This window comes from Micromonospora sp. MW-13, assembly GCF_003434305.1.
GTDB lineage: Bacteria > Actinomycetota > Actinomycetes > Mycobacteriales > Micromonosporaceae > Micromonospora.
This window is the reverse complement of sequence record NZ_QKKX01000062.1, coordinates 25,483-49,088: the sequence shown is the minus strand read 5'-3', so window position 1 is coordinate 49,088 and position 23,606 is coordinate 25,483. Positions and strand designations below refer to the sequence as shown.

Annotated in this window: 26 protein-coding genes and 3 pseudogenes; 13 read left to right on the top strand and 16 right to left on the bottom strand. The window is 70.5% G+C overall.

Translation table 11 applies throughout. The features are described from left to right. Nucleotides 1–5 precede the first annotated feature (5 nt). Both C5N14_RS26595 and C5N14_RS26590 read right to left on the bottom strand, forming a co-directional pair. Nucleotides 6–776 carry an amino acid ABC transporter ATP-binding protein gene (locus C5N14_RS26595; protein ID WP_117671855.1) on the bottom strand — a complete coding sequence of 257 codons (771 nt, stop codon included), beginning with the start codon at nucleotides 774–776 and terminating at the stop codon, nucleotides 6–8. Between the two features lie 4 nt (nucleotides 777–780). Next, nucleotides 781–1,632: an amino acid ABC transporter permease gene (locus C5N14_RS26590; protein ID WP_243640053.1), complete on the bottom strand. Its 852-nt coding sequence runs from the start codon at nucleotides 1,630–1,632 to the stop codon at nucleotides 781–783. Between the two features lie 231 nt (nucleotides 1,633–1,863). Between C5N14_RS26590 and C5N14_RS26585 the strand changes: the two genes are divergently transcribed. Beyond that, nucleotides 1,864–2,466: a helix-turn-helix domain-containing protein gene (locus C5N14_RS26585; protein ID WP_371685911.1), complete on the top strand. Its 603-nt coding sequence runs from the start codon at nucleotides 1,864–1,866 to the stop codon at nucleotides 2,464–2,466. A 12-nt stretch (nucleotides 2,467–2,478) separates the two neighbouring features. Here C5N14_RS26585 and C5N14_RS26580 read toward each other — a convergent pair whose 3' ends face one another. From C5N14_RS26580 to C5N14_RS26570, 3 genes and pseudogenes are all read right to left on the bottom strand, one after another. Beyond that, on the bottom strand, nucleotides 2,479–3,396 hold the full coding sequence (locus C5N14_RS26580) for a phosphotriesterase (RefSeq protein WP_117671849.1): 918 nt from the start codon (nucleotides 3,394–3,396) through the stop codon (nucleotides 2,479–2,481). Between the two features lie 55 nt (nucleotides 3,397–3,451). Next, a complete protein-coding gene (locus C5N14_RS26575) occupies nucleotides 3,452–4,405 on the bottom strand; it encodes an ABC transporter substrate-binding protein (RefSeq protein WP_128763667.1) in 954 nt (317 codons plus the stop codon). 193 nt (nucleotides 4,406–4,598) lie between these two features. Continuing rightward, nucleotides 4,599–5,282, bottom strand: a pseudogene (locus C5N14_RS26570) (CDP-alcohol phosphatidyltransferase family protein); the annotation flags it as partial. Between the two features lie 128 nt (nucleotides 5,283–5,410). Between C5N14_RS26570 and C5N14_RS26565 the strand changes: the two are divergent. The 6 genes and pseudogenes from C5N14_RS26565 to C5N14_RS26540 form a co-directional block, all read left to right on the top strand. Then, nucleotides 5,411–6,382 (top strand): zinc-binding alcohol dehydrogenase, encoded by a 972-nt coding sequence (locus C5N14_RS26565; RefSeq protein ID WP_117671845.1) that lies wholly within the window; start codon nucleotides 5,411–5,413, stop codon nucleotides 6,380–6,382. Nucleotides 6,383–6,393: 11 nt separating this feature from the next. Then, complete coding sequence (locus C5N14_RS26560; RefSeq protein WP_117671843.1) at nucleotides 6,394–6,792, top strand: 6-carboxytetrahydropterin synthase; 399 nt, start codon at nucleotides 6,394–6,396, stop codon at nucleotides 6,790–6,792. Beyond that, nucleotides 6,789–7,844 (top strand): glycosyltransferase family 4 protein, encoded by a 1,056-nt coding sequence (locus C5N14_RS26555; RefSeq protein ID WP_243640051.1) that lies wholly within the window; start codon nucleotides 6,789–6,791, stop codon nucleotides 7,842–7,844. Before C5N14_RS26560 ends, C5N14_RS26555 begins: the two co-directional genes overlap by 4 nt. A 65-nt stretch (nucleotides 7,845–7,909) precedes the next feature. Beyond that, nucleotides 7,910–8,731, top strand: a complete 822-nt coding sequence (locus C5N14_RS26550; RefSeq protein ID WP_117671940.1) for a class I SAM-dependent methyltransferase — start codon at nucleotides 7,910–7,912, stop codon at nucleotides 8,729–8,731. 186 nt (nucleotides 8,732–8,917) lie between these two features. After that, entirely contained in the window at nucleotides 8,918–9,571 is a 654-nt protein-coding gene (ribA, locus tag C5N14_RS26545; RefSeq protein WP_117671841.1) for a GTP cyclohydrolase II, read from the top strand. A 110-nt stretch (nucleotides 9,572–9,681) separates the two neighbouring features. Further along, nucleotides 9,682–10,326: pseudogene (locus tag C5N14_RS26540) on the top strand (RibD family protein); the annotation flags it as partial. A gap of 37 nt (nucleotides 10,327–10,363) precedes the next feature. Here the strand turns inward: C5N14_RS26540 and C5N14_RS26535 are convergent. Continuing rightward, nucleotides 10,364–11,131, bottom strand: coding sequence for a TioE family transcriptional regulator (locus C5N14_RS26535; protein WP_117671839.1), 768 nt, complete (start codon nucleotides 11,129–11,131; stop codon nucleotides 10,364–10,366). 65 nt (nucleotides 11,132–11,196) lie between these two features. Between C5N14_RS26535 and C5N14_RS26530 the strand changes: the two genes are divergently transcribed. Beyond that, nucleotides 11,197–11,712, top strand: coding sequence for a DUF6194 family protein (locus C5N14_RS26530; RefSeq protein ID WP_371685910.1), 516 nt, complete (start codon nucleotides 11,197–11,199; stop codon nucleotides 11,710–11,712). A gap of 69 nt (nucleotides 11,713–11,781) precedes the next feature. On the opposite strand, the gene C5N14_RS26525 is transcribed toward C5N14_RS26530, so the two are convergent. The 5 genes from C5N14_RS26525 to C5N14_RS26510 all read right to left on the bottom strand — a co-directional run bounded on the left by C5N14_RS26525 (nucleotide 11,782) and on the right by C5N14_RS26510 (nucleotide 14,494). Further along, a complete protein-coding gene (locus C5N14_RS26525) occupies nucleotides 11,782–12,057 on the bottom strand; it encodes a hypothetical protein (protein ID WP_117671838.1) in 276 nt (91 codons plus the stop codon). A 509-nt stretch (nucleotides 12,058–12,566) separates the two neighbouring features. Then, nucleotides 12,567–12,725 carry a hypothetical protein gene (locus C5N14_RS32405; protein WP_165878228.1) on the bottom strand — a complete coding sequence of 53 codons (159 nt, stop codon included), beginning with the start codon at nucleotides 12,723–12,725 and terminating at the stop codon, nucleotides 12,567–12,569. Nucleotides 12,726–12,840: 115 nt separating this feature from the next. Next, nucleotides 12,841–13,650 (bottom strand): MerR family DNA-binding transcriptional regulator, encoded by an 810-nt coding sequence (locus tag C5N14_RS26520; RefSeq protein WP_117671836.1) that lies wholly within the window; start codon nucleotides 13,648–13,650, stop codon nucleotides 12,841–12,843. Beyond that, nucleotides 13,644–14,099 (bottom strand): transposase, encoded by a 456-nt coding sequence (locus C5N14_RS26515; protein ID WP_243640050.1) that lies wholly within the window; start codon nucleotides 14,097–14,099, stop codon nucleotides 13,644–13,646. Before C5N14_RS26515 ends, C5N14_RS26520 begins: the two co-directional genes overlap by 7 nt. Beyond that, nucleotides 14,063–14,494, bottom strand: a complete 432-nt coding sequence (locus tag C5N14_RS26510; protein WP_243640049.1) for a winged helix-turn-helix domain-containing protein — start codon at nucleotides 14,492–14,494, stop codon at nucleotides 14,063–14,065. Before C5N14_RS26510 ends, C5N14_RS26515 begins: the two co-directional genes overlap by 37 nt. Nucleotides 14,495–14,577: 83 nt before the next feature. Between C5N14_RS26510 and C5N14_RS26505 the strand changes: the two genes are divergently transcribed. The 3 genes from C5N14_RS26505 to C5N14_RS26495 are packed head-to-tail and all read left to right on the top strand — an operon-like array spanning nucleotide 14,578 to nucleotide 18,027. Continuing rightward, nucleotides 14,578–14,784, top strand: a complete 207-nt coding sequence (locus tag C5N14_RS26505) for a heavy-metal-associated domain-containing protein (RefSeq protein WP_117671830.1) — start codon at nucleotides 14,578–14,580, stop codon at nucleotides 14,782–14,784. A 3-nt stretch (nucleotides 14,785–14,787) separates the two neighbouring features. After that, a complete protein-coding gene (locus tag C5N14_RS26500) occupies nucleotides 14,788–15,750 on the top strand; it encodes a hypothetical protein (protein ID WP_117671828.1) in 963 nt (320 codons plus the stop codon). Between the two features lie 12 nt (nucleotides 15,751–15,762). Then, the gene (locus C5N14_RS26495) at nucleotides 15,763–18,027 is read left to right on the top strand and encodes a cation-translocating P-type ATPase (protein WP_117671826.1); all 2,265 of its coding nucleotides are present in this window, start codon (nucleotides 15,763–15,765) and stop codon (nucleotides 18,025–18,027) included. Nucleotides 18,028–18,077: 50 nt separating this feature from the next. Here C5N14_RS26495 and C5N14_RS26490 read toward each other — a convergent pair whose 3' ends face one another. The 3 genes from C5N14_RS26490 to C5N14_RS26475 all read right to left on the bottom strand — a co-directional run bounded on the left by C5N14_RS26490 (nucleotide 18,078) and on the right by C5N14_RS26475 (nucleotide 19,385). After that, nucleotides 18,078–18,374, bottom strand: a complete 297-nt coding sequence (locus C5N14_RS26490; protein ID WP_371685909.1) for a metal-sensitive transcriptional regulator — start codon at nucleotides 18,372–18,374, stop codon at nucleotides 18,078–18,080. A gap of 392 nt (nucleotides 18,375–18,766) precedes the next feature. Beyond that, entirely contained in the window at nucleotides 18,767–19,051 is a 285-nt protein-coding gene (locus C5N14_RS33430) for a heavy-metal-associated domain-containing protein (RefSeq protein WP_117671822.1), read from the bottom strand. 49 nt (nucleotides 19,052–19,100) lie between these two features. Further along, nucleotides 19,101–19,385, bottom strand: coding sequence for a metal-sensitive transcriptional regulator (locus tag C5N14_RS26475; protein ID WP_117671820.1), 285 nt, complete (start codon nucleotides 19,383–19,385; stop codon nucleotides 19,101–19,103). A gap of 174 nt (nucleotides 19,386–19,559) precedes the next feature. Between C5N14_RS26475 and C5N14_RS26470 the strand changes: the two genes are divergently transcribed. Both C5N14_RS26470 and C5N14_RS26465 read left to right on the top strand, forming a co-directional pair. Then, the gene (locus C5N14_RS26470; RefSeq protein WP_117671818.1) at nucleotides 19,560–20,987 is read left to right on the top strand and encodes an MFS transporter; all 1,428 of its coding nucleotides are present in this window, start codon (nucleotides 19,560–19,562) and stop codon (nucleotides 20,985–20,987) included. Nucleotides 20,988–21,034: 47 nt separating this feature from the next. Beyond that, a pseudogene (locus C5N14_RS26465) lies at nucleotides 21,035–21,343 on the top strand (disulfide bond formation protein DsbA); the annotation flags it as partial. A gap of 327 nt (nucleotides 21,344–21,670) precedes the next feature. Here C5N14_RS26465 and C5N14_RS26460 read toward each other — a convergent pair. Beyond that, nucleotides 21,671–22,231 carry a GNAT family N-acetyltransferase gene (locus C5N14_RS26460; RefSeq protein WP_117671932.1) on the bottom strand — a complete coding sequence of 187 codons (561 nt, stop codon included), beginning with the start codon at nucleotides 22,229–22,231 and terminating at the stop codon, nucleotides 21,671–21,673. Between the two features lie 65 nt (nucleotides 22,232–22,296). Next, nucleotides 22,297–23,571, bottom strand: coding sequence for an MFS transporter (locus C5N14_RS26455; protein WP_117671813.1), 1,275 nt, complete (start codon nucleotides 23,569–23,571; stop codon nucleotides 22,297–22,299). Nucleotides 23,572–23,606 lie beyond the last annotated feature (35 nt).

Below are 23,606 nucleotides of genomic sequence, written 5' to 3'. Positions count from 1 at the left end.
ATTCCTCAGAGCACGCGGGTGAGGAACCGGCGGGTCCGCTCACTGTGCGCCGATCCGAAAATCTGGTCAGGCGGACCCGTCTCGACCACCCGCCCGTCCTCCATGAACACGATCGTGTCGGCCACCTCGCGCGCGAACGTCATCTCGTGCGTCACGACGATCATCGTCATCCCGCCGCTGGCCAGATCCCGCATCACGTCGAGCACCTCACCGACGAGCTCCGGGTCCAACGCGGAGGTCGGCTCGTCGAAGAGCATGAGTTTGGGTTTACACGCCAGGGCTCGGGCGATGGCCGCCCGTTGCTGTTGACCGCCGGACAGCTGCCGGGGGTAGGACCCGGTTTTGTCATGTAAACCAACGCGGGCCAGCAGTTCCCGGGCCCTTATTTCGCTCGCCTCCCGCGCGATTTTGTGCACGATTCGCGGCGCCAACGCGACATTTTCCAGTACCGTCAGATGCGGGAAAAGGTTGAACTGTTGAAAGACCATTCCGATGTCGGCGCGCTGGTGTGCCTGCTGGCGCGGGGTAAGCTCATAGGCTTTGTTGCCGAGCAGCCGGTAGCCCATCCACTGGCCGTCCACGGTGAGGCGGCCACCATCGATCTTCTCCAGATGGTTGATACAGCGCAGGAATGTGCTCTTGCCGGAGCCGGACGGACCCAGCAGGCAGGTTACCGATCCAGGTGGGATCTGCAGGTCGATCCCTTTGAGCACTTCGAGGTCACCATAGTTCTTACGAACGCCCTGAGCCTCGACCATCCACGTGGGGACGTTCATTTTATTAGGCCTTTCCCGTTGGCGCGGTGGACTTCTTGAGTCCACGCGAAATCTGGGTCAACCTCGACCGCTTCGCCGACCTACCTCTTCCGTTGCGGCCGCTTTCCGGATTGAACCACTTCTCCAGGTAGTGCTGGCCGACCGTAGCCACCGTCGTGATGATGAGGTACCAGAAGCTCGCCACGATCAGCAGTTCGATGATCAAGAAGTTCTTGGCGTAGATGATCTGGGCGCTGGTCAGCAGTTCCCGCGCGGAGATAACCGATACCAGTGAGGTGACCTTCAGCATCGCGATGGCCTGGTTGCCGGTCGGGGGGATGATCAAGCGCATTGCCTGGGGCAGGGTGATTCGCAACATGATCTGCGTGGGGGTCATACCCATGGCGGTGGCAGCCTGCCGTTGACCTGGGTCAACGCCGAGGATGCCGGCCCGGACGATCTCGGCCATGTAGGCGCCCTCGTTCAGGCTCAACCCGATCAGCGCCGCCACGAAGGGGGTCATGACGGTGTTGGTGTCGACCGTGTAGCTCCCGATGCCGATCCGCGGGAACAGGAACGCCAGGTTGAACCAGAAGATCAGCTGGACCAGCTGTGGGGTGCCTCGGAAGAACCAGATGTACGCGTTCGCGATACCGTTGAGGACCGGATTTTCCGACATCCGCATGATGGCGAATATCAAACCCAGGACCAAGCCAACCAGCATGGCCAGGACGGTGAGCTGAATCGTCATCAATGCGCCACGGAGGATGGACTCCTCCGTGAAGTAGTATCCGATCGCGGCCCAGTTGATGTTGGGGTTGGCGAGCAAGGAATACCCTAGCGCTACCACCAGCAGCAACGCAACGATCGCCACCACACTTCGACCACGATGCCGTAGGTTAATTATGTGCACCTGCGGCCCGACGGCATCCGCTTTGGCCCGCTCTGCGGTATCAACATCCATTATTACGATCCCCTCGGAGACATCAAATCCTGTGCGATCCGAGACCCATCGCACCGATACTCATTGAAGCCGATACAACTCACGGCAAACTCCGTGCTCTATCTGGCGCCACGCGGGGTCAGCCCACTGCACATCTTGTGAAGTGTGCTATTGTCTGCAGCCGTGGACAGTGACGCTACGGAACCGAACCCCCTTGGACAGCGCATTCGAGAGCTGCGCCAGAGCAGACGACTTCCGATGAGCCGAGTCGCCAAAGATGCTGGCGTCAGCGTGAGCTTCCTGAGCCAACTGGAGCGCGGGAAGTCGAACGCGAGTCTCAACTCTTTACGTGCGATCGCCTCGGCACTGTCCGTTACCCTGGCTGATCTTTTCGACCAGGACAAGAGCTCCGCGCCGGGGGTGTTGCGGGCGGCCGACCGCCCCGTCCTGCGGTCGATGAACGGGCCAGTCAAGTACCTGGTCACCCGTCCCCCACTGCGGGCCGTCGAGGTGACCGTGGGCGAGTTCGCTCCCGGCACCTCCACCGGCACCAAGCCGTACACCCACGGCGACTCCCAGGAGATCTTCATGGTGATCTCCGGTCGGATGCTCTTCGAGGTCGACGGGGTCGAGTACATCCTCGAAGGCGGGGACAGCATGGAGTTCTACAGCTCACAGGCCCATCGGGCGGAGAACCTGGGTTCGACCACCGCTCAGGTGATCTGGGTGGTGAGCCCGCCGACCCCGCCCGACGTGATCCAGGACTGAACCGGGGCGTCCTCACCATGCCAGCATCCGCAACGGATTGACCCTGGTGAGGACGTCAATCTCATCCGCGCTCACCCCACGGTCCTTGAGCAACGCCACGAAGCCGGTGAGCGCCCAGGGATAGCCGACGCCGCCGAACGCCTTGAGATCCGACCGGAAGCACCGGTCGCTGGAGATCAAAAGCTGCTCCAGCCAGCCGGCCCGGATGAGTGCCACGAGCGCGTCGGCTCGACGCGCATCCGGATTCAGGTGCGTCCGACCGCAGGTGTCGAACTCGACGTACACCCCACGCTTGAGCAACTCACGGTGGTAGTCCGGGTTCATGTACGTGTCCGCGTGCCCGATGACGATGCGGCTCGGATCCGCCCGTTCCTCCAGCATTACAGCAAGCTGCGGCAGTCCAACCGGATACATGAACGCGTGCGTGGTCACCGCGGCGCCGGTACGGTTGCTCGCCCGGGCCGCCGCGCGCAACACCCGTTCCTCGGCCGCGCTGACGTAGTCCCGATCCGAACCGATTTCCCCGATGATGCCGGCCTGAACGGCCGGACCGGTCACCGGAACCCCGGTGGTCAACTCCTCGACCATCCGGTCGGCGATCTCATTGACCGACAGCCGATCGATTTCCTGCGGGTGGTACGACTCGCGGTACCACCCGGTCCCCATCACCACGGAGAGCCCGGTCCGCTCGGAGATGGCCCGCAGTCCCGCCGGGTTCCGACCGACATCCGCGGGAGTGACCTCTACCAGGCACGTCCTCGTGACGTCCGGTAGTTCCAGCACCTCCGGGATGATCAACTCAAGGTCGTTGAGGACATGGGGACCCTGCCCCGTTACCGGGCTGAAGTCACACAGCAGATGCTCGTGGGGCAGTACCTGCGTGAACTCCTCCGGCGCCCTCGGTCCGAGCACGGTGTGGACGCTTTCCATGATCTTCGCTCCTTGCCCGATGACGTGGTGAGAAATCGATCGGCTGTCGCCCGAACTACTTGATCTCTACCCCGCCGTTGATCGTGGCCTCCTGGATCGCGAAGTCGGCCGGAGCGCCCCAGCGCTGAAGGATCGCCGTGTACTTGCCGCTCTTGATGACCTCGTTCATGGCCGCCTGCACCGCATCGCGCAACTGGGCGTTGTCCTTGGCGAATCCCATTCCCTTGATACCGGGCTGGTAAGCCTTACCTTCCAGAATCTCTACGCTGGAGATACCCTGGTTTTCCGCGATGTACTTCACCACGAGGCCGTTGGCGATGGTGGCAACAGCACGCTTGGTCTGGATTTGCATAACCTGGTCTGCGGTTGAGGGCACAATCGAGATCTGCATCTGCTTCTCGCATTCCTTCTGCAGATTCTCCAACTGCGACAGCATGGTGGAGCCCTGCAGGACCGAGACGTTGTGCCCGCAGATGTCCCTCAGATCGTTGATCTTATGCGGGTTGCCCTTCTGGACGATCAACTGCGAGCCGTCCTTGTAGTAGTTGACGAAGTCAACCTGCTTCTGCCGCTCGGGCGTGTCGAACATCGAGACCAGCGACATGTCGTACCGGTGGGTTTGGACTCCGGCCAGGACACCCGCCCATGCCACCTGCTCGAACCGGAGCTCCAGGCCCAGCACCTGACCGATCGCCCGGCCGATCTCCGGGTCCATGCCGATGATGTCCTTGTTGTTGTCGGCGTAGAAGACGTACGGCGGGTAAATGGGGTCGGTGGCGACCGTAATGTAGCCGCGCTGCCGGATTTTCTCGGGCAGCTTCGCTGCGATCTCTGTGTTGAGCGGTTCGGGATCGAGACTCTCCATCGTACGACCGTCCCCGCTGCCGGGTTTTTGCGGCTCGGACGACGGCGGAGTGTAATCACCGCACCCACCCAGGAGCAGGAGGGTGGTCAGTGCGGCAAGGGCGATGGAGCCGGCACGCTTTCTTTTGCTGAAATGCTGAAACAAGACTATGCGCTCCTTACATCGGAATACCCGCCGCGGCGGCGGCGCAGGGACTACACCGGCACAGGTTGGAGCAGTGTAAGCCGCATACAGTGGCACTGCAAGGGGTGTACAACTAGATCGAAGGCTGTGTTTAGTGACCCCATCCGATGTCGTGGTGTCGGGCGCCTGGGCCGTCGTCCCGGACCGCGTCCGGTCGGCGCTGCCACAGCCACCCGACGTCCCGGCCGAACGACTCCACCAGCAGGGCCAGCGCGCCGGCCAGCAGCACGTTCGCCGCAGCCGGTGGGAGCAGGCCGGACGCGGCGACCGCCAGGGCGACGCCCTGGACCGCGGCGACCACCTTGCGCCACCGGCGCGGCGGCAGCGTCCCGCGCAGCCAGGGCAGCAGCCAGCCGGCCGCGACGAAGGCGTACCGCAGCGCGCCCAGGGCGAGCACCCAGCCGCCGACCGTCGGCGCCAGGTGCGCGCCCAGCACCAGGATGAGGTACGCGTCGACCTCCATGTCGAACCGCGCCCCGAGGTCGCTGGCGGTGCCGGTGCCGCGGGCCACCCGCCCGTCCACGGCGTCCAGCAGCAGCGCCACCGCGGCGAGGGCGACCAGCGGCGGCACCGGCGCGGGCCGGTCGAACCCGTCCACCACCAGCGCCGTCACCCCGCCGACCAGGACCGCCCGGCCCAGCGTCACCACGTCCGCCGGGCCCAGGCCGGCCGCGCCCCGGCGGCGCAGCCCCCGGGCGAGCAGGGCGCAGAGCGCCGTCTGGTAGGCCAGCCCGGCGAGCCAGCCGGCGGGTCCGAGGCCGACGGTCGCGCCGAGACCCGCCAACAGAACGAACTGGACGATCAGCCCGGCCGGCGGACCATGTTGAACCCTGCGCACCGTGCCTCCGTGTTCGATGATCGAGAGACTGTTGTCGACGGGCCGTCCACCCACAACCCGCAAGACCGGCCCGACGGTTCGCCCGATCTGCACAACGAGGAGGACGACGTGCCGCAGAGGAGCCGCCGGTGACCCGCGACGCGTACGCGTTCTGGCTGCGCGAGCCCGGGGCGGGGGAGATCCGGCCGGTGGCGCTGCCCGCCCCCGGGCCCGACGAGGTGCTGGTCCGGGCCCGCTACTCCGGGGTCAGCCGGGGCACCGAGACGCTGGTGTTCGCCGGCCGGGTTCCCGCCGACCAGCACGCCGCGATGCGCGCCCCGTTCCAGGAGGGCGACTTCCCCGCCCCCGTCAAGTACGGCTACCTCAGCGTCGGTGTGGTGCAGCAGGGCCCGGCGGCGCTGCGCGGGCGTACCGTCTTCTGCCTGTACCCGCACCAGAGCGCGTACGTCGTGCCGGCCGCCGCTGTGGTGCCCGTGCCGGACGGGGTGCCGGCGGCGCGCGCGGTGCTGGCCGGCACCGTGGAGACCGCGGTGAACGCCCTCTGGGACGCCCCGCCGCTGGTCGGCGACCGGGTCACCGTGGTCGGGGCGGGCATGGTGGGCTGCGCCGTCGCGGCGCTGCTGGCCCGCTTCCCCGGCGTGCGGGTCGAGCTGGTCGACGCCGACCCCGCCCGGGCCGCCGTCGCCTCGGCGCTCGGCGTCGCGTTTGCCACCCCCGAGACGGCCACCGACGGGCGCGACCTGGTGGTGCACGCCAGCGCCAGCTCCGCCGGGCTCCAGCGGGCCCTGGACCTGCTCGCCCCGGAGGGCACCGTGCTGGAGCTGAGCTGGTACGGCGACCGCCCGGTGCGGCTGTCGCTCGGCGGGGCGTTCCACTCGGGACGGCTGACCGTGCGCAGCAGCCAGGTCGGCACCATCGCCCCGGCCCGCCGGGGCAGCCGCACGTACGCCGACCGGCTCGCGCTCGCCCTGGAGTTGCTCGCCGATCCCGCGTTCGACGCGCTGATCACCGGCCGCTCACCCTTCGCGGAGCTGCCCGACGTGCTCGCCGGGCTGAGCGCCGGCACCCTGCCCGCGCTCTGCCACCTCATCACCTATTAGGAGAGTGACCCGTGTTCAGCGTGACCGTCCGCGATCACATGATGATCGCCCACAGCTTCCGCGGCGAGGTCTTCGGGCCGGCGCGACGCCTGCACGGGGCCACCTTCGTCGTCGACGCGACGTTCCGCCGGGCCGACCTCGACGCCGACGGCATCGTCGTCGACATCGGCCTGGCCACCGAGCGGCTGCGCGCCGTGCTCGGCGAGCTGACCTACCGCAACCTCGACGACGAGCCCGCGTTCGCCGGGGTGAACACCACCACGGAGGTGCTGGCCCGGACGGTGGCCGACCGGCTCGCCGACCGGGTGCACGCCGGGGACCTCGGCGAGGGGGCGCGCGGGCTCGCCGGGATCACCGTCACCCTGCACGAGTCGCACATCGCCTGGGCCAGCTACGAGCGGCCCCTGTGACGGCCCGGGCGGCCGGCGTCGCCGAGGTGCACGTGGTGCTGCCCGGCGACATCGACGACCCGGCCGCCCCCAGCGGCGGCAACCACTACGACCGCCGGATCTGCCGAGGGCTCGCCGACGCCGGCTGGCGGGTCCACGAGCATGCCGTGCCGGGCGGCTGGCCGGCGCCCGCCCCGGCCGAGCGGGCCGACCTGGCCGCCCGGCTCGCGGCGCTGCCCGACCGCGCGGTCGTGCTGCTCGACGGCCTGGTCGCCTCGGTCGCGCCGGAGGCGCTGGAGCCGCAGGCCCGCCGGCTGCGGCTGGTCGTCCTGGTCCACCTGCCGCGCGGCGACAGCACCGAGGCGCGCGCCCTGGCCGCCGCCACCGCCGTCGTCGCCACCAGCGGGTGGACGCGACGGCGACTGCGCGAGCGGTACGGGCTGCCCGCCGACCGGGTGCACGTCGCCACGCCCGGGGTCGACCCGGCCCCGCCGGTCCCCGGGTCGCCCGCCGGCAACCGGCTGCTCTGCGTCGCGGCGGTCGCCCCGCACAAGGGGCACGACGTGCTGCTGGCCGCCCTGGCGGCGGTGGCCGACCTGCCCTGGCGCTGTCGCTGCGTCGGCGCGCTGACCCGCGACCCGGCGTACGTCGACCGGCTACGCCGGCAGGCCGCCGGGTCCGGCCTGGCCGGCCGGGTGGAGCTGGTCGGTCCGCGTACCGGCGTCGACCTGGCCGCCGCGTACGCCGCCGCCGATCTGCTGGTGCTGGCCTCGCGCGGCGAGACGTACGGGATGGTGGTCACCGAGGCGCTCGCCCGGGGGACCCCGGTGCTGGCCACCGATGCCGGCGGGCTGCCCGACGCGCTGGGCCGGGCCCCCGGCGGCGAGCGGCCCGGCCTGCTGGTGCCGCCCGACGACCCGGCCGCGTTGGCCGGCGCGCTGCGCGCCTGGCTCGGCGACCCCGGCCTGCGGGAGCGGCTGCGCCGCGCCGCCCGCGCCCGCCGGGACAACCTGGCCGACTGGGCGGCCACCGCGGCGACCCTCGCGGCGGTCCTGAGAGGAGTGACGGCATGAGCGACGGCATGAGCGACGGCGAGGTCTCCACGAGCGGCCTGGGCGGCGAACTCTCCCCTGGCGGCATGAACGACGGGCAGGACGCGGACGCCTTCGCCGGCTGGCTGCGGCTGCGGGAGCCCGCCGACGCGGCGGCCAGGGCGGCGGACCTGCTGGAACCGGTTCGCCGCCGCCTCGCCGGCACCCGGCCGGTCGTGGTCCACGATCTCGGTGCCGGCACCGGCTCGATGGGTCGCTGGCTGGCCCCCCGGCTGCCCGGCCCGCAGCACTGGATCCTGTACGACCGCGACCCCGGCCTGCTGGCGCGGGCCCGGTCGGCCATGGTGGACACCGCCGCCGACGGCGCCCCCGTCACCGTGCAGACCCGCCAGGCCGACCTCACCCGGTTGACCGCCGCCGACCTCGCCGATGCGTCCCTGGTCACCGCGTCCGCGCTGCTGGACATGCTCACCGCCGACGAGCTCGGCCGGATCGTGGCGGCGTGCGCCGGCCGGGCCGCCCTGCTCACCCTCTCCGTGGTGGGCAGGGTGGAGCTGACCCCGGCCGACCCGCTGGACGCCGAGGTCGCCGCCGCGTTCGACGACCACCAGCGGCGCACCGTCGACGGCCGAACCCTGCTCGGCCCGGACGCCGTCGACGCCTGCGTCGCCGCGTTCGCCCGGCACGGCGTCGGCGTCGACGTCCGGCCCAGCCCCTGGCGGCTCGGCCCGGACCGGGCGGACCTCGCCGCCGCGTGGTTCACCGGCTGGCTGGGCGCCGCCCGCGAGCAGCGGCCCGAGCTGACCGGACCGACCACGGCGTACGCCCGGCGGCGTTTCGCCGACGCGGCGGCCGGCCGGCTCGACGTCCTCGTCGACCACCGCGACCTGCTCGTCGGCTGCCGGTGAACCGTCCGCCCGCCCGGGCCGGCGCTGCCCTACCCCCCGGCCACGGATGCGATGGGTACGGTACTAACCATCGCCGTCGATGCGATGGCTGCCGTACCCGCCGTCGACCACGCCACCCGCGCGTCGGCCACCCGCGCCGGCCCGGCGCGTACCCGTGAGTGGACGACCGCCCGACGAAGGAGACCGATGTCCGGAGCATTGCCCGTCGCCACCGTCCGTACCCAGGTCACGGTCCCGCTGCGCTTTCCCGACGGCTACGCCGCGGCGGCCCGGGTGTTCTCGTTCCACGGCCTCGTCGACGGCCGGGAGCACCTGGCGTTCGGGCTCGGCGACTGGACGGCCGCGCTGGACCGGTCCGCCGCGGGCGGGCCGCCCCCGCTGGTCCGCCCGCACAGCGAGTGCCTGACCGGGGACGTGTTCGGCAGCCAGCGGTGCGACTGCGGCCCCCAGTTGCGCGAGGCGGTCGAGCGGATCGCCGAGGCCGGCGGGCTCGTGCTCTACCTGCGCCAGGAGGGCCGCGGCATCGGCCTGTACGCCAAGCTCGACGCCTACGCCCTCCAGGACGGCGGGCTGGACACGTACGAGGCGAACCTGGCGCTGGGGCACGGCGCGGACGAGCGGGACTACACCGTCGCCGCCCAGATGCTGGCCGCCCTCGGCGCCGACCGGGTGGCCCTGCTCAGCAACAACCCGGACAAGGAAGGGCAGCTGCGCCGGCTCGGGATCGAGGTGGCCGCGCGGGTGCCCACCCGGCTGCACCTGTCCCCGGTCAACGCCGACTACCTGGCCGCGAAGGTGGGCCGGGCCGCCCACACCATCGACCTCCCGTTCGTCCGTTGACGCCCCCGACATCCGACCGGGCCGGCCCGGATTCCGCCGGGTCGCCGGGGACCGTGCCGGGCGGCGGGCCGGCAGCGCCGGAGCGGCCGTACGTGCTGGTCAGCTGTGCCATGTCGATCGACGGGTACATCGACGACGCCAGCGACCAACGGCTGCTGCTGTCCAACGAGGCCGACCTCGACCGGATCGACGACGTCCGGGCGGGGTGCGACGCGATCCTCGTCGGCGCGGGCACCGTCCGGGTCGACGACCCGCGCCTGGTCATCCGCTCGGCCGAGCGCCGGGCGGCCCGGGTCGCCCGCGGCCTGCCCCCGTCACCGACGAAGGTGACCGTCACCGGCACCGGCGACCTCGACCCGGCGGCCCGGTTCTTCGCCGTCGGTGACGCCGACCGGATCGTCTACTGCGCCACGTCGGCGCTGGAGAAGACCCGGCACCGCCTCGACGGGCTGGCCACGGTCGCGGCCGTCGGCGACCAGGTCGACCTGTGCCGGGTGCTCGCCGACCTCGCCGCCAGGGGGGTACGCCGGCTGATGGTGGAGGGCGGCGCGCGGGTGCACGCCCAGTTCCTCGGCGGGGGGCTCGCCGACGAACTGCACCTCGTGGTCGCGCCGTTCTTCGTCGGCGACCGCCGGGCGCCCCGGTTCCCCGGCGACGGCCGGTTCCCGTGGCACTCCGGCAGCCGGGCCGCGGTGGCGGAGGTCCGGCAGATCGGTGACGTCGTGCTGCTGCGCTACGCCCTCTCCGAGCGCTGTGGGCCGGGAACAGCCCAGGTTCTGTCTCCCGGATCGGCTAGCCCCGGGGACCGTCCGGCGGGGACAGGTGGTCCGCGAGCCGCGCGGCGGCGGTGAGCATGGCCCGCCCCCGGTCGGTGAGCCGCCGCCGCCAGTCCTCCAGCGAGCCGGCCAACGCCTCGGGGCCGGCGGCGGCGCGGACCTGGTGCAGGACCGTGGCGATGTGGTCGAGCCGGTAGCCGCCGCGCCGGAGCAGGTGGGCCAGCTCCGCGTCGCGGACGTCGTCGGCCCGGTACAGCCGGTGGCCGGTCCCGGGACCGCGCCGCGGCACGAGGACGCCGGCCCGCTCCCACTTGCGCAGGGTGGCCGGCGTGACGCCGATCCGGTGGGCGAGGTGGCCGATCGTCAGCGGACGGTCGGGCCGGCCCGTGGCCGGCGTCCCCGCCGGGACGGCCCCGGCGGGGACGCGGGCGGCCGTCAGGACGCCGACAGCCGCCTCGACGGCGTCGAGCGTCTCGCGGTCCCGGAGCAGTTGGGCGTGGCTGCGGTCGATCGCCCGCAGGGCGGTGTCCACGTCGCCGGCGTTGACGGCGCGCATGATCTCGCCGGCGGTCGCGTAGCCGTGTGCCGGGACGAGCGCGAGGTAGGCGCGCAGCGCGTGCGCGTGCAGGGCCGAGTAGGCGCGGTAGCCGCTCGGCGTGCGCGGGGCCAGCGGCAGCACCCCGTCGCGTTCGTAGTTGCGGACCGCCTGGGTGGAGATGCCGTGCTCCCGGGCGAGGTCCGCGGGACGGTACGAACGCTCACGTCCTCCCGTTTGAGACTTCAGCTCGGCCTCCCAGCAGCAGACAACGCCAAACCTTCACAGGGCAGGTCAACGATACGGTAGAGGTCATGACTTCTCTGCCTGAGCCCTCCGGCGACCGGGCGGCGCCGGTCGTGGCCGAACTCGTCGAGCGGATCGTCGCGCTCCCGCACGTCACGCAGGTGCAGGCCGACCAGCGGCCCGGTGCGCCGGAGGCGAGCTGGGGCGACCGGTTCTTCTTCGTCGGGTCCGACCGTCGCCGGCCGTTCGCCACCATCGTGGAACACGACGTCCCCGGGTTCGACGAGGACTCGCACCTCGACCGGCCGGGAATCTTCCGCCTCAACGTGCACGTCGGCCGCGAGGAGTTCCGGCGCCGGTTCGGCTACCCGCCCGCAGAACTCCCCGACCACCGGTCGGGAATCGACTTCACCCGGTGCGACGAGATCCTGCCCCACCCCGCCTACGGCACGTACGGCTGGGCCTGCGTGCTCAACCCCGGCGTCCGGCGGCTCCCCGAGGTCGACCGGCTGCTCGCCCACGCGCACGGCCGGGTGGCCGGCGCGCACCGGCGGGCGCGCGGGGAGCAGCACGACTCGCGCTGACCCGGCGTGCGCCGGTCGCGGATCCGGACGGGGGAGGATCGGAGTGACACAGCGTCCACCGGGCGGTGGTCACCCGATCCCGAGGGCCGTGGCGAGCTGGGCGACGTCCGCCGGGACCGGTCCGCCGCGCAGCAGGTCGGTGATCAGCGTACGGGCCACCGGCCGTAACCGGACCTCGGCCGACGCGGTTCGCTCCGCCTCGACCAGCGCGCGTCCCGCCGCGAGCGGGTCGCCGATCTGGAGGTACGCGCGGGCGGCCTCGACCAGCAGCGCCCCGCGCAGCGGCAGCAGCTCCGGCGCACTGTCGGCACGCTGTCCTGGCGTGGGTTGCTGTTGGTCGACCATGGAACACCTCACCCGAGTGGGGTACATCGTGTACCCGCGACGGTACCGCCAGGTGCTCCACCATGGGTAGTTGCCTTGCTACTCATCAGGTAGGCGGCGGGTGGGCGGACAACACGCTCGAACGGGCACTATCTGGGTGACTTGACCTGATTGGGTGCGCCCCAGGGTCATTGCGTTGTCGCGGGTGCGGTCCCCGGTCGGCCCGGGGACCGTGGCCCGGGCGGAGCCGTGGGTGCGGCGGCTCGATGCCGTGGTACGCCGCCTATGGAGCTGAGTCGTCCACGTCATCACCGCCGGTCGGGCCACCGCCGTCGCGTCACCCACCACCCCGCCGGGTCGGTCGCCTGCGGTCGCCGATCGCGGCGGGCGTGGGTGATGTCGTATTCGACTCAGCTCCAAAGGAGCCGGTAGGCATACCTGCGGTGGAGCGACGCCCACGCCAGGAACCCCCCGGACTCCCTGATCAAGCGCTCCCGCCCGACTTCGCAATCACCCTGGGGTGCGCCCCCTCAGCCGTCGCACACCGTGTCGGCGTAGCGGACGAAGTCCTCGGGCGTGCGGAACGTGGCGACGTAGCCGTGCTTTTCGCCATCCCACCGCTTGGTGAGGATCACGTCGGGGCCGGTGCGGTCGCGCAGCTCGCTGAGCCGGAACGGGAAGCTCTCCACTACGCCGTGGTCCTTGTTCCGCGGGCGATCAGGGCAACACCGGCCAGGAGAATGGCCCAGGCGATCCCGCGCAGCACGAGAGCGGAAAGGTCAGCAGCACCGCCCACGCCCGCAGTCATCGCGTCTCCACGGAGACAGAGACCTCGACGGCGTAGTCTTCTTCGCTCTGACCAAGCACGGTCTGGCGCACCTCCATGCCGCGCAGTTCGATCTGCCGACCGGCAATCGCGTCGAAGAGCGCGACGACGGCCGGGTGTGTAGGACCGTCCGGGAGCGTCTCGCCCTCCGCCGGTCGCCAAGTCGCGACCAACTCGGTGCGGGCCGGAAGAACTCCGGCGAATGTCTGCGGACCGCACCACTCGTCGTCGACCTCGGTGGGCGTAGGCCAGACGACCTCGACTGTTCCCCGCTCGCCTGCTCGGAGCGTCGTCCAGAACTGCCCACTCGGGCCGAGACCGGACGCCTGCAACTGCTCGAACAGTCCACCGAACACCGCATTGGCGTCCACGTCGGACAGCGACTCAGCATCATCCACGCTCACGGAAATCACCTGCCCGACGAACGGTTGCCGAGCCATCTCACGCTCATCTACTGCAACCGGAACCGCCAACGCGCGAAGGGCCTCCTCGGCAGCCGCGAGCGCGCGGTCTTCGCTCGCGCGGTCCTCAAGAACCCGCCGGCGGTGCTCCGTCAGAGCATCGCTCGCCCCGCCGGCGGCGACCACCGCCGCAACTGCCGGAAGAGGAACTCCGGCGTCACGAAGCGCCCGCGCAACGACGCCAGCACGGACCTGACCCTCCCCATACCTTCGATACCCCGACAAGGCATCGACCTCGGCCGGGACCAGCACAACCTTCTCGTCATAGTGGCGAAGCGCCTTCACGCTCAACCCGGTCAGACCTGCAAACTCACCAATTCCTAGCATGAGACCAGCATCGCGGCTCCCCCTACCGGAAGGTCAAACCCTACCGTTCGCAACGGGCCGTTGATCATTTGCCGCATCGCGGCGCTGATGTGGGTGTTGAGGTTGTCCCAGACCAGCACGATCGGACCGCCGAGCTGCTGGTGCGCGGCGTCGAGCAGAGCGATGTAGTCGGTCTCGGCGAAGCTGCGTCGTTCGTTCTTGCGGCCGCGATGGGTGATCGTGCGGTAGATCAACCGGCTGCGTCGGCCCGGCTTCACGCAGACCAGCCCCGCGATCGAGACCCGGCCGGACCCCTTACCCGAAACCGGGATCACCGGCGTTTCGCCGCGTCGGCCCCAGGTACGGGCCTTCGGTGGGCGCAGCGTCTGACCGGCCTCGTCCTCGAAGCAGATCCACGCGTCGCGCTGCGCCGCTACCGTTTTCCCGCCGGCCACACCTCCCGCCGCCACGTCGCGACCGCCTCCTCATCACGCTCGACGGGCCGGTGCGACGGGACCTGCACCGACCAGCCGATGCGGTACAGCAGATACGAGGTGCCGCGCAGCGTGTACCGGGTGCGGAACAGCCGAGCGATCAGATCCGACACCCGCGCCAGGGTCCACCGCTGGTCCTCGCCGAACCCGTGCGCGGCCGGCCCTTCATCCAGGGCATCGGCCAGGCGCCGCAGCCGGCCGGCGTCCAGGCGGCAGCGGGAACCACCCGGCCCCTTCGACGCCAACCCCGCCTCACTCTCGGCACGCCACCGTTTCCGCCAGCCATACACCGCGGTCTGCGACACCCGCAGCCGCCGGGCCACCTCGGCAACCGGCACGTCCTGGCCGGGCTGATGTGACCGCCACCTCACCTCATATACCCTTGGGGGGTATGGGTATAGTGTGTGGTGAGCGGGTGAGAGCCGCGCGCCGCGAACCGACAAGGGAGAACGTCATGGCGACCCATACCTACACCGTGATCGGGATGACCTGCTCGCACTGCGTCAACTCGGTCAGCACTGAAATCCGGCAGATTCCCGGCGTGACCGACGTCCAGGTCGATTTGGCCTCCGGCGCGGTCACCGTCACCAGCGACCGGCCTCTCGACGACGCGGCGGTCGCCGCCGCCGTCGACGAGGCGGGCTACGAACTTGCGAGGTAGGTTATGAACAACGCTGTCAAACTCGGCGGCTTCGGGATCGGGCTGGCGGCCGTGTTCACGGCTGCCCTCGGCCTCGGTCACGCTTCCGGCCCCACCCGGACCCCGCGTGCCCCGGCTGCCGCCCATGGCGGTCATGCCGCCAGCTCGAGCGTCGCGCCGGCCGCCGCCCTGCCGGCTGGCCTGCAGATCACCCAGGACGGCTACCGGCTCACCCCGATCAGCAGCGAATTGTCCACCGGCGCGCCGCAACCGTTCCGGTTCCGGATCATCGGACCCGACGGCGCCCCCGTCACCAAGTACACGACCAACCACGACAAGGACCTGCACCTGATCGTGGTGCGCCGCGACCTGGCCGGTTTCCAGCACGTCCACCCGCAACTGGAAAGCGACGGCACCTGGTCGATCCCGCTCGCCGTTCCCGCCGCCGGGCAGTATCGGGTGTTCGCCGACTTCCAGCCCGCCGGACACGCCGACGGTCTCACCCTCGGCGCCGACGTGCCGGCATCCGGCGACTACCGACCCCGGCCGCTACCGGCCGCCGAACGCTCCACGACCGTCGACGGGTACACCGTCACCCTCACCGGTGACCTCATCCCCGGCGGCTCCTCGAAACTGACGCTGTCAGTGAGCAAGGGCGGCAAACCGGTCACCAACCTGCAGCCCTACCTCGGCGCCTACGGCCATCTCGTCGCACTGCGCGACGGCGACCTGGCGTACCTGCACGTGCACCCCGACGGCGAACCCGGTGACGGCCGTACCTCTCCCGGCCCGGACGTGGTCTTCCACACCGAAGTTCCCGCCGCCGGCGGCTACCGGCTCTACCTGGACTTCCAGCACGGCGGGAAGGTGCGTACCGCCGAGTTCACCGCCGTCGCCGGCACCCCGGTTCCCGCAGCCGAAACGCCGGCCACCTCGTCGGCGCCGAGCCCGTCCGGGCACGGCGCAGACGGCCACACCCACCAGTAAGGAGAAGCGCTCATGGCGATCACGCGGCCACTGGAAACGGCCCCGAACCAGATCGAGTTGTCGATCGGCGGCATGACCTGCGCCTCCTGCGCGTCGCGGATCGAGAAGAAGCTCAACCGGATGGACGGCGTCACCGCCACCGTCAACTACGCCACGGAGAAGGCGTCCGTGGCGTACGACGACGGCGTCACCGCCGAAGAGTTGATCTCCACGGTGGAGAAGACGGGCTACACCGCCGCTCTGCCTCCACCCCCGCAGCGCGCCGACGACCCGGCGGAGCAGGCCCAGCCCGTCGACGAGCTGCGCCCATTACGAACCCGGCTGTTCACCGCGATCGCGCTCAGCGTCCCGGTGATTCTCCTGGCCATGGTCCCGACCTGGCAGTTCACCTACTGGCAGTGGGCGTCGCTGACCCTGGCCGCGCCGGTCGTCGTCTACGGCGGGCTGCCGTTCCACCGGGCAGCCTGGACCAACCTGCGGCACGGCGCTGCAACCATGGACACACTCGTGTCGCTGGGCACCCTCGCGGCGTTCGGCTGGTCGCTGTGGGCACTGTTCCTCGGCACGGCCGGCACCCCGGGCATGACGCACCCGTTCAGTTTCGACATCGGCCGCACCGACGGCGCCGGCAACATCTACCTCGAGGCCGCGGCCGGCGTGACCACGTTCATCCTGGCCGGCCGCTACTTCGAGGCCCGGTCCAAGCGCCGCGCCGGCGCCGCCCTACGTGCTCTGCTGGAGATGGGTGCCAAGGACGTCACCGTGCTGCGCGACGGCACCGAGGTGCGGATCCCGGTCGGGCAACTCGCGGTGGAGGACCGGTTCGTGGTGCGGCCGGGGGAAAAGGTCGCCACCGACGGCGTGATCGAGGACGGCACCTCCGCCGTCGACGCGAGCATGCTGACCGGTGAGTCCGTACCCGTCGAGGTCGGCCCAGGCGACACTGTGGTCGGCGCGACCGTCAACGCCGGCGGCCGGCTGATCGTCCGCGCAACCCGGGTCGGGTCGGACACCCAGCTGGCGCAGATGGCCAAGCTGGTCGAGCAGGCCCAGACCGGCAAGGCCGCCGCCCAGCGATTGGCCGACCGGATCTCTGGCGTGTTCGTCCCGATCGTCATCGCCCTCGCCGCCGGCACCCTCGGCTGGTGGGTCGGCACCGGCAGCGGCTGGACGGCCGCGTTCACCGCCGCCGTCGCCGTACTGATCATTGCCTGCCCGTGCGCGCTCGGCTTGGCCACCCCGACCGCGCTGCTGGTCGGCACCGGTCGCGGCGCCCAGCTTGGCATCCTCATCAAAGGCCCGGAAGTCCTCGAGTCCACCCGCCGCGTGGACACGATTGTGCTGGACAAGACCGGCACCGTCACCACCGGCCGGATGACCCTGGTCGACACGATCCCGGCACCGGGGCAGGACCGAGAAGAGCTGCTGCGGCTGACCGCCGCGGTCGAGGCCGCCTCGGAACACCCGATCGCCCAGGCGATCGCCCGCGCTGGCGCCGACCGTGCGCCGCTCCCGCCGGTCACCGCCTTCAGGAACTTGGAAGGGCTCGGTGTCATCGGCACCGTGGACGATCGGGAGCTGCTGGTCGGTCGCCCGCAGCTGCTGCGCGAACGCGGCTACACGCTCACCGCCGAGATCGAGCAGGCGGTGACGGCCGCGCAGCGAACGGGGCAGACCGCCGTGGTCGCCGGCTGGGCTGGCCAAGCACGCGGCGTCCTGGCGGTCGCCGACGCGGTGAAACCGACCAGCCGCGAAGCGATTTCCGCGTTGCGTGGTCTCGGCCTCACCCCGGTGCTGCTCACCGGCGACAACGCCACCGTCGCCCGGGCCGTCGCGGCCGAGGTCGGGATCGATGAGGTGATCGCGGACGTGCTGCCCGCCGACAAGGTCGACGTGGTCAAGCGGCTGCAGGATCAGGGCAAGGTGGTGGCGATGGCCGGCGACGGCGTCAACGACGCTGCGGCTCTTGCCCAGGCCGACCTGGGTCTGGCGATGGGCACCGGCACCGACGTCGCCATCGAGGCCGCTGACCTGACCCTGGTGCGCGGCGACCTGACGGCCGCGGCGGACGCGATCCGGCTGTCGCGGCGCACCCTGCGGATCATCAAGAGCAACCTGTTCTGGGCGTTCGCCTACAACGTGGCTGCGCTGCCGCTGGCCGCGACGGGCCTGCTCAACCCGATGATCGCCGGAGCGGCGATGGCGTTCTCATCGGTGTTCGTAGTCGGCAACAGCTTGCGACTGCGCCGCTTCACCAGCATCACCGCACAGCAGTAAGGGCATTCGTCAAGCGCCGCCTGTCCCGCATCTCGCGAGGGCGGGCGGCGCTATTTGACAAGGCGGGCGATCGCCGTGGTCGCTTCTTTGATCTTGGCCTCGGCGTTGCCTTCCTTGGCCGCCTGCACCACGCAATGGCGCAGATGATCCTCCAGCAGACCGACCGCGACCGCCTGCAAGGCCTTGGTCGCCGCGGAGATCTGGGTCAGCACGTCGATGCAGTAGGTATCGTTCTCCACCATCCGCTGCAACCCGCGGACCTGCCCCTCGACCCGCTTCAGCCGCGCCAACAGCGCCTGCTTCCCGGCCGAATACCCGTGCGGCTCGGCCGACATCATCTCTTCCATGCCACCAAAAGTACCCCATACGGGTATTGGCGCGATTCAGCTGCCCGGCAGGCGGCCAGGCAACTGGCAGTTGGCGACGGGCACCTACACCGGCACCGTCACGGTGGCAGCTGTGGCCTGTTGATCGGCGAAACACTCGAGGATGCCAGCGGGGTACACCGGGCGCAGACGTTCGCGCGCGCCGGCCGCACCGGCGTCGATGCCGACCCGGCCACCGCTAACCCGGAGGCGCTGCCTGCGGTCATCACCGTCATCAGCTATGAGGCCCGGCCGCGGCCATGGGCCGACTCGGTCCCGACTAGCTGCTGAGAGCTACGCCGCAACCACATCCGGCCCGGCGTGAGAAGCCTGTGGAAGGCATTCTCACGCCGGGCCGGTGGCCGCGGGAAACGTCAGTGAACTAGCTGGTAGCCCACCGCGGAGACGGCCGCGGCGACTGCGTCGGCGTCGACTGGCGCGCTGCTGGTGATCGTGACCGCGCCGGTGGCGGCGTCAACGCTGACGTCACTGACGCCGGGTACCTCGGCGAGTTGCTTGCTGACCTGTGATGCGCAGCCGCCACACGTCATCCCGGATACCTGAAACACCTGCTGGGAGTTCCCTGGCCTGGTGGCCGCAGCCGTCGTCGTGGTCGACGCCTGAGTCGAGCAGGTGCAAGCGTCATCTGTACCGCACATCGCAGTATCCCTTCGCTGGTGGGGTGAACGTCGGTGACGGCGAGCGGCTTCAGGACCGCACGAGCCGGGCGATCGCGTCGGAGGCTTCCTTCAGCTTCACCTCGGCGTCCGGGCCGCCGCCGCGCGCCGCGTCGACCACGCAGTGCGCCAGGTGGTCGTTGAGCAGTCCCAGCGCCACCGTCTCCAGGGCTTTGGTGGCCGCGGAGACCTGCGTGAGGATGTCGATGCAGTACACGTCGTCGTCGACCATGCGCTGCAGTCCGCGGATCTGGCCTTCTACCCGGCGCAGCCGCTTGAGGTAGTCGTCCTTGTCTTTGATGTAGCCGTGTGTCATGAGCTGCTCCCATCACCGGCCTTTACCCTACCCCCCTACGGTATGGTTCGGAAGTGGCTGCCGCGCTGGTGTGACGTGGATGCCAAAGCGGAACTCTCCTTGACGGGATATACCCCCGGGGGGTAAGAATGGCAACCGACACAGATACCCCCCGGGGGTACAAGGAGGTTCGTCATGTCCCGCAGTTCCGTACGCTGGTGGGCCCTCGGGCTCATCGCCCTCGCACAGTTCATCGTCATCATGGACACTTCGATCATCGGCGTCGCCCTACCCCGGATGCGCGAGGACCTGGGCTTCTCACCCGGCAACCTGTCTTGGGTGTTCAACGCCTACGTCGTCGCCTTCGGCGGGCTGCTGCTGCTCGGCGGTCGGCTCTCCGACCTGTTCGGGGCCCGCCGCATCTTCGCCACCGGATGGGTGATCCTGCTGGCCGGCTCGGCCGCCGCTGGCCTCGCCGGCACCGTCGAAGTCGAACTCGCCGCCCGCGCTGTACAGGGCGCCGGTGCAGCGCTGATCGCCCCATCCGCGTTGACGCTGTTGATGATGTTGTTCGGCGGCAAGCCCGCTGAACTCACCAAGGCTCTCGCCCTGTACGGCGCGGCCGCCCCGGCCGGCGGCACCGCCGGCGTGTTCCTCGGCGGCGTCATCACCGAATACGCGAGCTGGCCATGGGTGTTCTACCTCAACATCCCCATCGCGCTGCTCGCCCTGATCGCTACCCCGACGCTCATGCCCGCCGGCGGCAACCGGCACGGCAGCCTCGATGTCGCCGGCGCGCTCACTGTCACCGCCGGGCTCGGCGCCGCCGTCTACGGCATCGTCCGTGCCCCGGAGGTCGGCTGGACCTCCGCCCAGACGTGGGCCACCCTTGCCGGCGCCGCGATTCTGCTCGCTGCATTCCTGACCATTCAGGCCAAGCGGCGCGAGCCGCTGATGCGGCTGTCCATCCTCGCCAACCGCAACCTGTCCGCCGCCAACGTCGCGCAGTTGCTGCTCGGCGCGGCGTGGATCCCGATGTGGTTCTACCTCAACCTCTACCTGCAGCAGGGCCTCGGCTACAGCGCCTTCCCCAGCGGCGCCGCGCTGCTGCCGATGACCGTCCTCATCATGATCGGCATGATCGTCGCCGCGCCCCGCGTCATCGCCCGATTCGGCCCTAAAGCCACCCTGGTCACCGGCCTTGCGGTCCTCGCGGCCGGTCTGGGTTGGCTCGCGCTGATCCGCCCGACCGGCAGCTACCTGGTCGACGTGCTGCCCGCCTCGCTGGTCGCCGCCCTCGGCATGGCCCTGGCGTTCATCCCCTCGCTGGGCACCGCCCTGTCCAGCGCCCGACCCGAGGAAGGCGGCCTGGCGTCCGGGATCGTCAACACCAGCTACCAGGTCGGCTCCGCCCTCGGCTTGGCCGCCATGACCGCGCTCGCCGCCGCCCACGGCGCCGACGAACTCGGTAACCCGGCCGCCCTCACCGACGGGTACTCCGCCGCGCTGCTCGGCGCCGCCGGCATCGCCGGCGTGGCCGCGGTCCTCGCCGCGATCACACTCACCGGCCGCGACACCGCCACAACGGCCCCGCAGATGGACACCACACCAGCATCGCGATGAGCCGCGGCTGCTGTCTTACCAGCCCGCGTTGAGCACACACGGACAACGCCAATCCCGACACCGAGACCCTGGCCGCGGCGATCACCGCGGCGCATCTGCCGGCGGACCTGATCGGCGCAGCTCAGGACACCTCGCTAGACGCGGTGGTGCGTGCCAGCCACGACGAGGCACAGGCCCAGGTCGGTGACGAGGCCGGAAGTCCGGTAACGGTCCTGGACGACAGGCCGGGCTTCTTCGGCCCGGTGGTGTCGCCGGCACCCGAAGGGACTGAGGCCGACAAGCTACTGCAGGCGCTGCGGCTGCTGTCGTCAGTACCGCAGTTCAGCGAACTCAAACGGGCCCGCAACCCGTTCTGACAGATTCCCCGGGCCGTAGCCGCTGTGCAACTACAGCGGCTACGGCAGCTGCGGGCCACTTGATGCGCATCGGCAACCCGCTGTCGCGCACCCCCACTGTCCCCGAGATGGTGTACGGCTTCTCCGACACACTCAGCCAGCCACTGCCGCCCAGCACCAACGGGTAACTCCCGCTCTCGACCACCTAATTCGGCGGCCACACCCAGCCGGTCATCACCGCGGGTGTGCGTCAGCCGAACTCTCAACGGATTCCTCACAGCAAGGCCGGTAGACGGCTCCGGACAGCACATACGTAGCCACTGCCCTGAGTAACGCCCGAGATGGGACCTACCTGGGCCGCGACCGCCATTCGTGGGCCAGGACGGCGAAGACGAGGCGGTCGGCCCACTCTCCCCGGAACAGGTAGCTCTCGACGTGGCGCGCCTCCTGGCGCATGCCGAGCCGGGCCATCAGGCGGGCGGACGCGTCGTTACGGCCGTGACACCGGGCGTAGACCCGGTGCAGCCCGAACGTGTCGAACCCCCAGTCCAGGAGTGCCGTGACGGCTTCGGCAGCCAGCCCGCGTCCCCAGTGGTCGGGGTGCAGGACGTACCCGATTTCGGCCGTGCGGTCGCGCTGGCTGCGCCAGACCAGCTCCACGGTCCCGATGACCCCGGCGTCGGTGGCCACGGCGAGGGTCAGGCAGTCGCCCTCGGCGCGCAGCGCGTCCTCGCCCGCCATGGAGAGCACCGATGCCCGTGACTGCTCGCGGGTGCGCGGCTCCGCGCCGAGCATCCAGCGGACGACGTCGGGTCGGCGCTGATAGGCGTACACGTCGTCGAGGTCGTCCAGGATGACCGGGCGCAGGACGAGCCGCGCGGTGCGAATCGGGTACGTCGGCCGGGACACCACGCGATCGTAGGGGAGCCGGTGGCCGATGGCCGCTCGATTCCGGAGCTGGCTTGGAACGTCGTTCAGGTGTGCTCCATGGCGGATGGCGAACGTGCGAGGGTTGCACCCTGCGGTGGTTGAGTTCGGTCAGAGTGCGGTTCCTCTGCGGTGGGTAGCCCCGCTGCCGACGTACGCTCCTCTTCCCGCTGCCTTCGAGGGCGGCAGGCCACGCCGACTGTGGAAGCCAGGCAGAACGCGGCGGCCACGACAAGCGTTGGGCGGTCGCCGAGCTGGACGGCGGCGGAGCCGAGGGGAATTGCCAGCACGATAGGACCGAACATCGCGGTGTTCGCGGTCCCGGCCACTCGGCCGAGCATCGCTGTCGGCGTGTGCGTCTGCACCGCGGTCACTGCGGCGACCAGGGCCCAGGGCAGGCCGATGCCGGCGACCACCGAGGCAACCACCGTGCCGGGCCACCAGGGCAGGCAGCGCACCAGGCAGTTGACGGCGAACAGCGTCGTGCCGGCGACGCCCACGGTGACCGGGCCCCATCGGGCGATGAGCCGGCCCGCGATGAGACCGCCGATGATGGAACCGGCGCCCTGCGCGCTGAACAGCACTCCGAGGAACGTCGTCGGTAGGCCCAGTGTCCCGGTGACGATCGCGTAGTTGGCGGCGGTCGTGAAGCCGGACATGGCGATGGACACGGCGGCGAGCGCGACAGTGACGCGTGTCGCCCGCTGCGCGAGCAGGACGGCGAGGCCCGCGCGCAGGCCGCGTTGCTGCTCGGTTGGCAGGTCGGGTGGCGTCTGCTTCAGTCGAACGGCCGCGTACAGGATGGCAACCAGAACCGGCATCGCCGCGCTGAGCAGGACGACCGCGTGACCCCCGCGCCATGCGTAGAGGCCCGCGCCGGCCAAGGGCGCCACGAGCTTCATGCCCTCCTGGGCACTGGAACGCCAGCCGTTGACGTCTCCGAGTTCCGCAGGCGACAGCGCGGAGGGCAGCAGTGCCGTCTCGCCCGCGTCGATCAGCACGTAGCTGACGCCGTACGCGCAGGAAGCCAGGAAGATGAGCCACGTCTGACCTGGTCCCCGAACCGTGAGGAGACTGAGCAGAACGGTGGCCAGAGCGAGGTTGACCGCCATGACCAGCGATCGCCTCGACGCTCGGTCGAGCAGGCCTCCCAGCCACGGGCCGGCGAGGACCGGGGCGTACACGCAGAGCCCGGCGAGGGCGGCGAGGCCGGTGGAACCGGTGAGGTCCAGGATCCAGATCCCGGCCACCAGCGACATGGCGCTGCTGCCGAAGCCGGACAGCAGCGAGATCGCCACGAACAGGCCGGCGTTCCGGCGCATGAGCCCTCCAAGGTTGAGTCGAGACGACTCAGATC